Origin of the sequence: Burkholderia sp. NLJ2 (genome assembly GCF_049487195.1) — a bacterium.
Taxonomy (GTDB): Bacteria; Pseudomonadota; Gammaproteobacteria; order Burkholderiales; family Burkholderiaceae; genus Burkholderia; species Burkholderia pyrrocinia.
On record NZ_CP137810.1, the window covers coordinates 124,699 to 136,873 of the forward strand.

Here is a 12,175-nt window from a genome sequence, read left to right on the forward strand (position 1 = left end):
TCAACGTCATTGGAGAACAACGACATGGGCCTGTTTGATTCATGGTTCGAGCGATCGGCGCGCGGCGTCGCGCAGCACAGTTCGCGGCGCAGCGCGATGGCGAAGCTCGGCAAGGTGCTGGTGGGATCGGCGATGCTGCCGCTGCTGCCCGTCGATCGCACCGCGTATGCGGCCGATGCGGCGTCGGCCGCATCCGCTGCGTCCGGTGGTGCGGCCGCATCGGCGGCCAGCGACGATCCGATGAGCTGCGACTACTGGAAATACTGCGCGATCGACGGCTGGCTGTGCAGCTGCTGCGGCGGCACGTCGAGCAGTTGCCCGCCGGGCACGACGCCTTCGCCGATCACGTGGATCGGCACGTGCCGCAACCCGCACGACGGTTCGGACTACATCGTGTCGTACAACGATTGCTGCGGAAAGACGTCGTGCGGCAAGTGCTTTTGCAATCGCAACGAGCGCGAGAAGCCGCTGTACAAGCTGTCGTTGAACAACGACATCAACTGGTGCATGGCGAACGGTAATTCGAATTACCACTGTTCGGTTTCGGTTCTGCTCGGAGCGGCGAAGCAATGAAAGTGAAGCAAGCGGGAAAAATCGTCGTCGCGTGCGTGGCGACCGCCGCGGCAATCGCGTTGCCGGGCATCGCGGGCGCGCAGCAGGCCGTGCATTACCCGGCCGGCAAGAGCCTGTTCGACGCGCAGTGCGCGGTGTGCCACCAGGCGGGCGGCAAGGGGCAGGATGGCCTCGCGCCGCCGCTGACCGAGTATCCGGGCAAGTACGCGGCGGCCGAAGCCGGGCGTGCGCAACTGGTCGCGACGCTGCTGCACGGGATGTTCGGCGAGATCAAGGTGCACGACAAAAGCTACAACTTCAAGATGCCGTCGTTTGCGAGCGCGAGCGATGACGATATCGCGCACGTGCTCAACTACGTCGTGTTCGACCTGAATGCGCAGCACGGCAACGCGAAGCCGTTCACGGCGGCCGATATCCGTACGGCGCGCGCGAAGGAGATGGACGGCACGGCCGTTCATGCGCAACGCGCCGTGGTGATCACGGGGCTGGGCCTGTGAACGTCGCCTGTGCATCGCGCGTTGGCGAGCCGATGCGGCGCGCACGGCGCACGTCGAAGGCGGCATCGCGGACCGGTGGCCTGTCGCACCGTCTGTCGTCGCTGTTGCTGCTTGCCGGCGCAGTTGCATGCCTGGCCGCAACGCCAGCGCATGCCGACGGTGCGGCCGATGCATCGCTTGCGCGGCAGCACTGGGTGGTCAACTGCATGGGTTGCCACACGGCGACGGGCGGCGGCATTCCCGGCAAGGTGCCGCCGCTCGCGAACTCGCTCGGCTATTTCACGCATCTGCCAGCCGGGCGCGAATACGTGATGCGCGTGCCCGGCGCGTCGAACTCGGCGCTGTCGGATCAGGATCTGGCCGACGTACTCAACTGGGTGCTCACGACGATGAACCGCGATGCGCTGCCGCGCGACTTCAAGCCTTATACGGCCGCCGAAGTCGCCGTGCACCGCCGTCCTGCTTTTTCCGACGTCGCGACCGTGCGCGCCGGCCTCGTCCGCGCGTTGCAGGAACGCGGGATCGACGGCGTGACGGATCGCTACTGACCGACCCATTCAAGAAATCGAGGAAGAATGAACATGGAGACGAACGAAACATTTCCGTTGCTCGACGCAACACGCGCGTTTCTCGCGAAGCCGAAGAAGATGCTGATCGGCGCGGAATGGACCGACGCCGCGTCGGGCCGGCAGATCGACGTCGTGAACCCGGCCGACGGCACCGTGATCGCACGCGTGCCCGAAGCGGACGAACGCGACGTGCAACAGGCAGTCGCCGCCGCGCGGCGCGCATTCGATGCAGGGCCGTGGCGTACCGCGAAGACCACCGACCGCGAGCGCCTGCTGCTCGTGCTCGCCGACCTGATCGAAGCCAATGCGCGCGAGCTTGCCGAAATCGAATCGCTCGACAACGGCAAGCCGGTGATGGTGGCGCAGGGGCTCGACGTCGCGATGGCCGCGCAGTGCTTCCGCTACATGGCCGGCTGGGCGACGAAGATCGAAGGCAGCGTGATCGATGCGGGCATGCCGACTATGCCGGACAGCGAAGTTTTCACCTATACGCGCAAGGAGCCCGTCGGCGTGGTCGGCGCGATCATTCCGTGGAATTTCCCGCTGTTGATGGCGGCGTGGAAGATCGCTCCGGCGCTTGCGACCGGTTGCACGATCGTGCTGAAGCCCGCCGAAGATACGCCGCTGAGCGCACTGCGCCTGTGCGAGCTGATTCAGCAGGCCGGCTTCCCGGACGGTGTCGTCAATATCGTCACCGGCTACGGTCACACGGCAGGCGCCGCATTGTCGCGCGATCCGCGCATCGACAAGATCGCGTTCACGGGCTCGACGCAAACGGGCAAGACGATCGGTCACGCGGCGCTCGACAACATGACGCGGATGTCGCTCGAACTCGGCGGCAAGTCGCCGGTGATCGTGCTGCCCGACGTCGATCTCGACAAGGCCGCGCTGGGCGTCGCGAATGCGATCTTCTTCAACCAGGGGCAGGTGTGCACGGCCGGTTCGCGCGCGTACATCCATGCGAAGGTGTTCGACGGTGTGATCGAGCGCGTCGCGAAGATCGCCGCGAGCCTGAAGATCGGCCCGGGGATGGACCCGTCGACGCAGATCGGCCCGCTCGTGTCGGCGAAGCAGCGCGAGCGCGTGTGCGGTTATATCGACTCGGGATTCGGAGAAGGCGCACGCGCTGCCGCGGGCGGCCGCGCGATCGACGGCCCCGGCTTCTTCGTCGAGCCGACCGTGCTGGTCGATACGACGCAGGCGATGCGCGTCGTGCGCGAGGAGATCTTCGGGCCGGTGCTCGTCGCGATGCCGTTCGACGATGTCGACACGGCCGTGCAACTCGCGAACGACACACCGTATGGTCTCGGCGCGAGCATCTGGTCGAACGATCTTTCCGCGATTCACAAGCTGATCCCGCGTATTGCGGCCGGCACGGTGTGGGTCAACTGCCATTCGCTGCTCGACAACGCGATGCCGTTCGGCGGGATGAAGCAGTCGGGTTTCGGCCGCGAACTCGGTCGTGCGGTGATCGACCAGTACACGGAAAGCAAGTCGGTGATGATGAACTACGCGTGAGCGCGGATGCGAGCGTGGCCGGGGCGCCGGCAACGCTCGCGCCAACCTGCCGGCGCGTTCGGGCTCCGGCACATGGTTGCGACACGGATACGACGCATCAGGGAGGACGATCGATGAAGGATCAGGCGACGCCGCTCGGCGTCACGCAGGGCGCGCATGCGTTGAGTACCTGCCGCAACGCCACGCTGATGCTGGCGGCAACGACCCGCAGGCAGGACAGGAGCGTGGCGAAGGCGGGTTCCGCCGAGGCCGGACTGCCCGAAAAAAAACGCCAGCCCGGATGGGCTGGCGTTTCGCTTCGGGTATGACCGGTATCAGAACTGGTTCATCGTGTTGTCCTTACCCGCCGCCTTCAGCGCCGCTTCGCCGCTGAAATATTCCTTGTGGTCGTCGCCGATGTCCGAGCCGGACATGTTCTGGTGCTTCACGCAGGCGATGCCCTGACGGATTTCCTTGCGCTGCACGCCGGCCACATAACCCAGCATGCCCTGGTCGCCGAAGTACTCCTTGGCCAGGTTGTCGGTCGACAGCGCGGCGGTGTGGTACGTCGGCAGCGTGATCAGGTGGTGGAAGATACCCGCTTCGCGCGATGCGTCGGCCTGGAACGTCCGGATCTTTTCGTCTGCGAGCGTCGCCAGTTCGGTCTGATCGTATTCCACGCTCATCAGCTGCGCGCGGTCGTATGCCGACACATCCTTGCCCTCGGCCTTCAGCGCGTCATACACCTGCTGGCGGAAATTCAGCGTCCAGTTGAACGACGGGCTGTTGTTGTACACCAGCTTCGCGTTCGGGATGACCTTGCGAATCTCGCTGACCATGCCGCCGATCTGTGCGATATGCGGTTTTTCGGTTTCGATCCACAGCAGGTCGGCGCCGTTTTGCAGTGCGGTGACGCAATCCAGCACGCAGCGTGCTTCGCCCGTGCCGGCGCGGAACTGGAACAGGTTGCTCGGCAGGCGCTTCGGACGCAGCAGCTTGCCGTCGCGCTTGATGATGACGTCACCGTTGCCCAGTTGGTCGGCCGACAGTTCTTCGCAATCGAGGAACGAGTTGTATTGGTCGCCCAGGTCGCCCGGCGTGCTGGTCACGGCGATCTGCTTGGTCAGGCCGGCGCCCAGCGAGTCGGTACGGGCCACGATGATGCCGTCGTCCACGCCCAGTTCCAGGAACGCGTAGCGGATCGCGCGGATCTTCGCGAGGAAGTCCTCGTGCGGCACGGTGACCTTGCCGTCCTGGTGGCCGCACTGCTTCTCGTCGGACACCTGGTTTTCGATCTGGATGCAGCATGCGCCCGCTTCGATGAACTGCTTGGCCAGCAGGTACGTTGCTTCCGCGTTGCCGAAGCCTGCGTCGATGTCGGCGATGATCGGCACGACGTGCGTGACGTGGTTGTCGATTTTTGCCTGGATGGCGGCCTTCGCGGCGCCTTCGGCGGCATCGAGCTCGCGGAACAGGCCGCCCAGTTCACGGGCGTCGGCCTGGCGCAGGAACGTGTACAGCTCGCGGATCAGCGCGCTGACGGAGGTTTTTTCGTGCATCGACTGGTCCGGCAGCGGGCCGAACTCGGAGCGCAGCGCGGCCACCATCCAGCCGGACAGGTAAAGGTAGCGGCGTTCGGTGCTGTTGAAGTGCTTCTTGATCGAGATCATCTTCTGCTGGCCGATGAAGCCGTGCCAGCAACCCAGCGACTGCGTGTACTTCGCCGGGTCGGCATCGTAGGCGGCCATGTCGGCGCGCATGATTTTTGCCGTGTACTTGGCGATGTCCAGACCGGTCTTGAACTTGTTCTGCGCACGCATGCGGGCGGCGTACTCGGGGCTGATGGCATTCCACGCGCTGCCGTGGTTTTCTTTCAAACCGGCAACTGCCTTGATGTCGTCTTGGTACTGGGCCATGTCAATCTCCTGGGAACAAAGCGCGTTTGAGTAGAGGGTTCGGCATGTCGCCCCGTCTGCCGAAGAAGCGAACTGCATGACTGAATAGTAACGCCGCTCGATGCGCTTTTGGCGATGTCTTATATAAGACATAAGACATAAATTTCTGTTGTTTTTCAATGAGATACGCAGCGATTTTTGCGATGCAAAACAAGTTTTCAAGCGGCGAAAAAGGGATGCTGAGGGAATTCGCGGCGAGTTTCGCAATGTGAAATGTTCTTTCGGCTGCTGGAGGAAGGGCAAGCACGACGGTTCGAGCAACGACGGCTGGCGGGATGAGTGTGTAGCCGCCTGTTTTGACGAACGAACGGACGACTTTCCCGCGAGCGATCCATCACGCTGCGGAAGCTGCCAGGCCGACCCGGCCAATTCATCCGTGCGGCTCCAGCGCCCCGAGCTCGAAGCCATATCGGCATCCCGCCCCCTCCCGATGGAGTCGAAAGCCTCGCGCCGCATGTGGACAAGCCCGTTTTATCCAAAACACACGCGAAAACCCCGCCCATCAAGCCTCTACAAAACCCTAGTGGTTTCCACTCATAGTCGCAAATAGTCAAGAACAGGTCGCCGCCGGTCTTCTCGCGGCCAATATGGCTCGTTACTTTTACTCCCACGATGCAGGCCGGCGCACACCCCGCGCACCGGCTGCCACGAGTCCCACCGGGAGGAACCGAACCATGAAATCGACCAAGATCGCCGCGCTTGTCGCGGCCGTGCTGGCGAGCGGCGCGTTCACGAACGCGGCGCTGGCCGAAACGGAAGCCGCGACCTGCCGCACCGTGCGTTTCGCGGATATCGGCTGGACCGACATCACGTCGACCACGGCGCTCGCGTCGACCGTGTTCGAGGCGCTCGGCTACAAGCCGACCACGACGATCGCGTCGGTGCCGATCTCGTTCGCCGGCCTGAAGAGCAAGCAGCTCGACGTATCGCTCGGCTACTGGTGGCCCGTGCAGCAGAAGCAGCTCCAGCCGTTCCTCGACAGCAAGTCGATCAACGTCGTCGACACGCCGAACCTGTCGGGCGCGAAGGCGACGCTCGCGGTGCCGAGCTACGAATACCAGGCCGGCCTGAAAACCTTCGAGGACATCGCGAAACACCGCGCGGAACTCGACGGCAAGATCTACGGGATCGAGCCGGGCAGCAGCGCGAACGCGACGATCCAGAAGATGATCGACACGAACCAGTACGGGCTCGGCGGCTTCAAGCTCGTCGAATCGAGCGAGGCCGGGATGCTGGTGACGGTCGAGCGCGCGATCCGCGAGAAGAAGTGGGTCGTGTTCCTGGGTTGGGAACCGCATCCGATGAACATCCAGCTCAGCATGAACTACCTGTCCGGCGGCGACGCGTCGTTCGGCCCGAACTACGGCGAAGCGCGCGTGTACACGCTGACGGCGCCCGACTTCATCGCGCGCTGCCCGAACGCGGGCAAGCTCGTCACGAACCTGCGCTTCTCGACGCAGCTCGAGAACCAGCTGATGCAGTCGGTGATGAACAAGACGAAGCCGGCCGACGCCGCGAAGGCCTACCTGAAGAAGAACCCGCAGGTGCTCGATCCGTGGCTCGCCGGCGTCAAGACGTTCGACGGCAAGGATGGCTTGCCCGCTGTAAAGGCGTATCTCGGCCTGTAATGGCCCGTGCGCTGAACGACACGCGCACCGAATGAATATCAGCAATGCGAAATAACCAGAGTCAAGCGAGGCAAACAGCATGAACCATGAAGTCATCATCACCTGCGCCGTCACTGGCGCGGGCGATACCGTCGGCAAGCATCCGGCGATTCCGGTCACGCCGAAGGAGATCGCAGCCGCCGCGATCGAAGCCGCGAAGGCCGGCGCCACCGTCGCGCACTGCCACGTGCGCGATCCGCACACCGGGCGCGGCAGCCGCGACCCGAACCTGTACCGCGAAGTGGTCGATCGCATCCGCTCGGCCGACGTCGACGTGATCATCAACCTGACGGCCGGCATGGGCGGCGATCTCGAGATCGGCTCCGGCGAGGATCCGATGCGTTTCGGCAAGGGCACCGATCTCGTCGGCGGCCTCACGCGGCTCGCGCACGTCGAGGAACTGCTGCCCGAGATCTGCACGCTCGACTGCGGCACGCTGAATTTCGGCGACGGCGACTACATCTATGTGTCGACGCCCGCGCAATTGCGCGCCGGCGCGAAGCGCATCCAGGAACTCGGCGTGAAGCCGGAGCTGGAGATTTTCGACACGGGCCATCTGTGGTTCGCGAAGCAGTTGCTGAAGGAAGGGCTGCTCGACGATCCGCCGCTGTTCCAGCTCTGCCTCGGCATTCCGTGGGGCGCGCCGGCCGATACGGGCACGATGAAGGCGATGGTCGACAACCTGCCGCCGGGCGCGCACTGGGCCGGCTTCGGGATCGGCCGCATGCAGATGCCGATGGTCGCGCAGGCGATGCTGCTCGGCGGCCACGTGCGCGTCGGCCTCGAAGACAACATCTGGCTCGACCGCGGCGTACACGCGACCAACGGCACGCTCGTCGAGCGCGCCCGCGAGATCGTCGAACGGCTCGGCGGCCGCGTGCTGACGCCGGCCGAGGGCCGCCGCAAGCTCGGCTTGCCCGCACGCGGCGAGCGTCCGCTCGAACGCCGCGCGATCGCCGAATTCGCGTGAGTTATTTCCCTGACCGATACGAAACGGCGGCGCGCACGAGCGTGGCCGCCCACCGATTTCCCCTGATTCGAAGGATGCGTTGACATGGCTGTGAAGACCGACATCAAGACGTTCGCCGCCATCGGCACCGGCGTGATCGGCAGCGGGTGGATTTCCCGCGCGCTCGCGCATGGTCTCGACGTGGTCGTATGGGACCCCGCACCGGGCGCGGAAGAACGGCTGCGCGCGAACGTCGCGAACGCATGGCCCGCGCTCGAACGCGTCGGCCTCGCGCCGGGCGCCGATCCTGCGCGGCTGCGTTTCGTGTCGACGATCGAAGCGTGCGTCGCCGATGCGGATTTCATCCAGGAAAGCGCGCCCGAGCGCGAGGCGCTGAAGCTCGAACTGCACGAGCAGATCAGCCGCGCGGCGAAACCCGACGCGATCATCGCGTCGTCGACGTCCGGGTTGCTGCCGACGGATTTCTACGCGCGTGCGACGCATCCGGAGCGCTGCGTGGTCGGCCATCCGTTCAATCCGGTCTACCTGCTGCCGCTCGTCGAGGTGCTCGGCGGCGAGCGCACGTCGCCGGAAGCGGTCGAGGCGGCGATGGCGATCTACCGCAAGCTCGGCATGCGGCCGCTGCATGTGCGCAAGGAAGTGCCGGGCTTCATCGCGGATCGGCTGCTCGAAGCGCTGTGGCGCGAGGCGCTGCACCTGGTCAACGAAGGTGTTGCGACGACCGGCGAGATCGACGACGCGATCCGCTTCGGCGCGGGCATCCGCTGGTCGTTCATGGGTACGTTCCTGACCTACACGCTGGCCGGCGGCGACGCGGGCATGCGACACTTCATGCAGCAGTTCGGCCCCGCGCTCGAACTGCCGTGGACGAAGCTGGTCGCGCCGACGCTGACCGACGCGCTGATCGACAGCGTCGTCGAAGGCACGACCGAACAGCAGGGCACGCGCAGCATCAAGGAACTCGAACGCTATCGCGACGAGTGCATCACCGAGGTGCTGAAGTCGATCGCCGCAGTGAAGGCGCGGCACGGGATGCGATTCGAGGACTAAAGGACAGGCGATGACGGGCGATACCCCGCTGACGATTTACCGCGACGTGGTGCGGCCCGAATGGGTCGACTACAACGGCCACCTGCGCGATGCGTTCTACCTGCTGATCTTCAGCTTCGCGACCGATGCGTTGCTGGATCGCATCGGCCTCGACGACGCCGCGCGTCGCGAGCGGGGCCGCTCGGTCTACACGCTCGAAGCGCACGTGAACTACCTGCACGAGATCAAGGAGGGTACGCAGGTGCGCGTCGATGCGCGTGTGCTTGCGCACGACGCGAAGCGGCTGCACCTGTATCTCGAACTGTTCGCGGATGGGCACGACGACGCGGTATCGGCGAGCGAGCAGATGCTGCTGCACGTCGATACGCGCGACGGCGCGAAGTCGGCGCCGTTCGACGAAGACGTCGCCGCGCGCGTCACAGAGCTTCATGCGTTGCAGCGCGATTGCGCGGCGCCTGCTTATGCAGGCCGCGTGATCGGGCTGCCGCCGCGCCGGTAGCGTCAATCTTCAATCGCGGAGCGCACACGATGCTCGAACCGGAAATCGCGGCGTTCGTCGCAGCCGTCGACGCGTGGTATCCGGCCGATGCGGCGGCGCGCTCGCCCGACGAGCAGCGCCGCCTCTACGACCGCTTCGCGGCCGAATGGACGCCGGCCGCGCTGCCGGCCGGCATTGTGCAGCAGGATGCCGTGTGGCACGCACCGGACGGACGCGCAATCGCGCTGCGGCGTTACACGGCCGCGCACGGTACGCCGCGCGGCACGGTGCTGTTTTTTCATGGCGGCGGCTTCGTCGTCGGCTCGCTCGACAGTCATGCGCTGATCACCGCGCAACTGGCGGCCGACACGGGGCTCGACGTGATCGCGGTCGACTACCGGCTCGCGCCTGAACACCGCGCACCGGCCGCGCTTGACGATTGCCTCGCGGTCACGCGTGCCGCGCGCGATGCGCGCTGGCCGTTCGGGCCGTGTGCGCATCCGCTGACGCTTGCGGGCGACAGCGCGGGCGGCATGCTCGCGGCGGCCGTCGCGACTGCGCTGCGCGATGCGGGCGAAGGCGGCATCGACGGCATCGCGCTTGTCTATCCGATGCTCGGGTTCGAACCGCAATCGCCCGCGCGCGAAACGGAAGCGCACGCGCCGATGCTGACGCTCGACGACGTTCATCGCTATCGCGCGCTGTACTGGGACGGCCAGTTGGACGGCCAGTTGGACGGCCAGTTGAATGGCACCCTGTCCGATGCACAGCTGGACGGCAACCCGCTGCTGCGCGCGTCGGTGCCGCTCGCCGCTTCGCGTTTCGACGGCCTGCCGCCCGTGCTCGCGATCGGCGCGGAACACGATCCGCTGCGCGACGATGCGCGCGTGTATGTCGAACGGATTCGCGCGGCAGGCGGGGCTGCGCACTACTGGATGGGAGAGGGGCTGGTGCACGGCTGCTGGCGCGCGCTCGGGACGAGCCCGCAGGCGGCACGGATGCACCGGACGATCGGCGGGTTTCTGCTCGCACCACACGCGTAGCGGGCGTTTCCGGGAGGCAACGATGCAGGCAGCGCAACACCGTATCGAGGACTGGCGGACGTTTTCGGCCGACGCGGCCATTACAGCGGTAGCGATCGGCGACGGAGCGGTGGACGTCGAGTGGAGCGACACGCGACGATCGCCGTTCCACTTCGACTGGCTGCGCGACAACTGCGCGTGTTCCGCGTGCGTGCATGCGGTCACACGCGAACAGGTGTTCGAGATTGCGGATGCACGCGAGGACCTGTCGGCGCTCACCGTGCACGTCGAAACCGACGGCGCGCTGCATGTCGAGTGGAACGACGGGCATCGCAGCGCGTGGTCGCCGGGCTGGTTGCGCGCGCATGCGTACGACGACGCGTCGCGCGCGGAGCGCCAGGCCGCGCACGGGCGGCACGTGTGGGCCGGCGACGATGCGTCGGCGATCGGCGTGTTCGCGTGGCGCGACGTGATGGAGGACGACGGCGCATTGCTCGCGTGGCTCGCCGCGTTGCAGCGCACCGGGTTGACGCTCGTCGAAGGCGTGCCGGCCGAGCGTGGCCGCGTCGACGAGATCGCGCGCCGCGTCGGCCTGATCCGCGAAAGCAATTTCGGCGTGCTGTTCGACGTCGAATCGAAGCCGCGTCCGGACAGCAATGCGTATACGTCGCTCAACCTGCCGCCGCACACGGATCTGCCGACGCGCGAGCTGCAGCCCGGCGTGCAGTTCCTGCATTGCCTCGCGAACGACGCGACAGGCGGTGACAGCGTATTCCTCGACGGCTTCGCGCTCGCGGACGCGCTGCGTCGCGAGCATCCGGCCGATTTCGAGCAACTTGCGTCGACGCCGTTCGAGTTCTGGAACAAGAGTGCGAACAGCGATTACCGCTGTTCGGCGCCGGTGATCGGGCTCGATGCGCGCGGCAACGTGACCGAGGTGCGCGTCGCGAATTTCCTGCGCGGGCCGCTCGATGCGCCGGCCGGATCGGTCGCGGCCGTCTATCGCGCGTACCGGCGGTTTCTCGCGCTCGCGCGCGAGCCGCGTTTTCGCGTGCAGCGCCGGCTGCGGGCGGGCGACATGTGGGCATTCGACAACCGGCGCGTATTGCATGCGCGTACCGAGTTCGATCCGTCGACGGGCCGCCGGCATCTGCAGGGCTGCTACGTCGATCGCGACGAACTGCTGTCGCGGTGGCGCGTGTTGTCCCGGTCGGTGCCTGCCGCAGCCGCGGCGCGCTGACCGGCGCACACGGCTTCTTCGCGCATACACGCCTGCGTCGCAGGCGAAAAAGCACCCGGACGCCAAGCGCCCGGGCGAAGCCACCCGCTGCCGGGCGGCGGAGGTATGCGTTTCATAAAAAAGACGAGCCCCGCAAAGGAGACTCGTCTTTTCCTTGCTTCATCGCGCGACGCGCGGCGCCCGCCGGGGGCGCATCGGCTTACTGGCCGAAGAAGATCGAGTCGCGTGCGTTCGACGACGCTGCGGCAACCGGGGCGCCCGAGTGGACGAGCGGAGCCGGTTGCGCGCCGTAGCCGCTGGCGTCGGCGCCATGAACGCGCGCTTCGGCGCTCTGGATGTCGTTCGGGTAGTACGGGCTCGACACGCCCGGCTTGTAGCCGGCTTGTTCGAGCTGGACCAGTTCGTTCTTCACTTGCGCGCGGGTCACGGTGCTTTGGGCGAATGCGCCAAACGAAGCGGACAGGGCGACAGCGGCAACGACTGCGGAAACGAGCGATTTCATGATGACCTCCGGTGTTTTATTGAGTTCGCTGTCGACACCATGTCTTAAGCGATTGACCCAATCTTAGTCACCGGATGGTTGAGGGTAAACGCTGATTTTGACGATAAATTGTTTTCTGAGCGGTAACAATGATGCGCCGAATCAGTCTTTCAACC

General features: G+C 65.7%; 13 protein-coding genes. 11 read left to right on the forward strand and 2 right to left on the reverse strand.

Annotation, left to right across the window (positions count from 1 at the left end; translation table 11 throughout):
* Positions 1-24: 24 nt before the first annotated feature.
* The 5 genes from R9B84_RS22875 (at position 25) to R9B84_RS22895 (ending at position 3,465) form a co-directional block, all read left to right on the forward strand.
* Positions 25-573 (forward strand): methylamine dehydrogenase light chain, encoded by a 549-nt coding sequence (locus R9B84_RS22875; protein ID WP_423762374.1) that lies wholly within the window; start codon positions 25-27, stop codon positions 571-573.
* Complete coding sequence (locus R9B84_RS22880) at positions 570-1,070, forward strand: c-type cytochrome (RefSeq protein ID WP_423762375.1); 501 nt, start codon at positions 570-572, stop codon at positions 1,068-1,070. The genes R9B84_RS22875 and R9B84_RS22880 overlap by 4 nt, the downstream gene beginning before the upstream one ends.
* 32 nt (positions 1,071-1,102) lie before the next feature.
* Positions 1,103-1,618, forward strand: a complete 516-nt coding sequence (locus R9B84_RS22885; protein ID WP_423762376.1) for a c-type cytochrome — start codon at positions 1,103-1,105, stop codon at positions 1,616-1,618.
* A 33-nt stretch (positions 1,619-1,651) separates the two neighbouring features.
* Positions 1,652-3,157, forward strand: a complete 1,506-nt coding sequence (locus R9B84_RS22890) for an aldehyde dehydrogenase family protein (RefSeq protein ID WP_423762377.1) — start codon at positions 1,652-1,654, stop codon at positions 3,155-3,157.
* Between the two features lie 113 nt (positions 3,158-3,270).
* Positions 3,271-3,465 carry a hypothetical protein gene (locus tag R9B84_RS22895; RefSeq protein ID WP_423762378.1) on the forward strand — a complete coding sequence of 65 codons (195 nt, stop codon included), beginning with the start codon at positions 3,271-3,273 and terminating at the stop codon, positions 3,463-3,465.
* A gap of 6 nt (positions 3,466-3,471) precedes the next feature.
* Here the strand turns inward: R9B84_RS22895 and R9B84_RS22900 are convergent, their stop codons facing one another.
* Positions 3,472-5,052 carry an isocitrate lyase gene (locus R9B84_RS22900; RefSeq protein WP_423763558.1) on the reverse strand — a complete coding sequence of 527 codons (1,581 nt, stop codon included), beginning with the start codon at positions 5,050-5,052 and terminating at the stop codon, positions 3,472-3,474.
* A 713-nt stretch (positions 5,053-5,765) separates the two neighbouring features.
* Between R9B84_RS22900 and R9B84_RS22905 the strand changes: the two genes are divergently transcribed.
* The 6 genes from R9B84_RS22905 (at position 5,766) to R9B84_RS22930 (ending at position 11,518) form a co-directional block, all read left to right on the forward strand.
* Entirely contained in the window at positions 5,766-6,719 is a 954-nt protein-coding gene (locus tag R9B84_RS22905) for a choline ABC transporter substrate-binding protein (protein WP_423762379.1), read from the forward strand.
* Between the two features lie 79 nt (positions 6,720-6,798).
* Positions 6,799-7,728 (forward strand): 3-keto-5-aminohexanoate cleavage protein, encoded by a 930-nt coding sequence (locus R9B84_RS22910; RefSeq protein ID WP_423762380.1) that lies wholly within the window; start codon positions 6,799-6,801, stop codon positions 7,726-7,728.
* A gap of 84 nt (positions 7,729-7,812) precedes the next feature.
* Positions 7,813-8,778, forward strand: coding sequence for an L-carnitine dehydrogenase (locus R9B84_RS22915; RefSeq protein WP_047902554.1), 966 nt, complete (start codon positions 7,813-7,815; stop codon positions 8,776-8,778).
* Positions 8,779-8,788: 10 nt separating this feature from the next.
* Complete coding sequence (locus R9B84_RS22920) at positions 8,789-9,277, forward strand: thioesterase family protein (RefSeq protein ID WP_423762381.1); 489 nt, start codon at positions 8,789-8,791, stop codon at positions 9,275-9,277.
* A gap of 29 nt (positions 9,278-9,306) precedes the next feature.
* A complete protein-coding gene (locus R9B84_RS22925) occupies positions 9,307-10,299 on the forward strand; it encodes an alpha/beta hydrolase (protein WP_423762382.1) in 993 nt (330 codons plus the stop codon).
* A 22-nt stretch (positions 10,300-10,321) separates the two neighbouring features.
* Complete coding sequence (locus R9B84_RS22930; RefSeq protein ID WP_423762383.1) at positions 10,322-11,518, forward strand: TauD/TfdA family dioxygenase; 1,197 nt, start codon at positions 10,322-10,324, stop codon at positions 11,516-11,518.
* A gap of 199 nt (positions 11,519-11,717) precedes the next feature.
* Here R9B84_RS22930 and R9B84_RS22935 read toward each other — a convergent pair whose 3' ends face one another.
* Complete coding sequence (locus R9B84_RS22935; RefSeq protein WP_047902558.1) at positions 11,718-12,020, reverse strand: DUF4148 domain-containing protein; 303 nt, start codon at positions 12,018-12,020, stop codon at positions 11,718-11,720.
* Between the last annotated feature and the right edge of the window lie 155 nt (positions 12,021-12,175).

Coding starts and splice junctions, on each gene's coding strand:
- R9B84_RS22875 (WP_423762374.1), top strand. CDS start 25: ATGGGCCTGTTTGATTCATGGTTCGAGCGATCGGCGCGCGGCGTCGCG.
- R9B84_RS22880 (WP_423762375.1), top strand. CDS start 570: ATGAAAGTGAAGCAAGCGGGAAAAATCGTCGTCGCGTGCGTGGCGACC.
- R9B84_RS22885 (WP_423762376.1), top strand. CDS start 1,103: ATGCGGCGCGCACGGCGCACGTCGAAGGCGGCATCGCGGACCGGTGGC.
- R9B84_RS22890 (WP_423762377.1), top strand. CDS start 1,652: ATGGAGACGAACGAAACATTTCCGTTGCTCGACGCAACACGCGCGTTT.
- R9B84_RS22895 (WP_423762378.1), top strand. CDS start 3,271: ATGAAGGATCAGGCGACGCCGCTCGGCGTCACGCAGGGCGCGCATGCG.
- R9B84_RS22900 (WP_423763558.1), bottom strand. CDS start 5,052: ATGGCCCAGTACCAAGACGACATCAAGGCAGTTGCCGGTTTGAAAGAA.
- R9B84_RS22905 (WP_423762379.1), top strand. CDS start 5,766: ATGAAATCGACCAAGATCGCCGCGCTTGTCGCGGCCGTGCTGGCGAGC.
- R9B84_RS22910 (WP_423762380.1), top strand. CDS start 6,799: ATGAACCATGAAGTCATCATCACCTGCGCCGTCACTGGCGCGGGCGAT.
- R9B84_RS22915 (WP_047902554.1), top strand. CDS start 7,813: ATGGCTGTGAAGACCGACATCAAGACGTTCGCCGCCATCGGCACCGGC.
- R9B84_RS22920 (WP_423762381.1), top strand. CDS start 8,789: ATGACGGGCGATACCCCGCTGACGATTTACCGCGACGTGGTGCGGCCC.
- R9B84_RS22925 (WP_423762382.1), top strand. CDS start 9,307: ATGCTCGAACCGGAAATCGCGGCGTTCGTCGCAGCCGTCGACGCGTGG.
- R9B84_RS22930 (WP_423762383.1), top strand. CDS start 10,322: ATGCAGGCAGCGCAACACCGTATCGAGGACTGGCGGACGTTTTCGGCC.
- R9B84_RS22935 (WP_047902558.1), bottom strand. CDS start 12,020: ATGAAATCGCTCGTTTCCGCAGTCGTTGCCGCTGTCGCCCTGTCCGCT.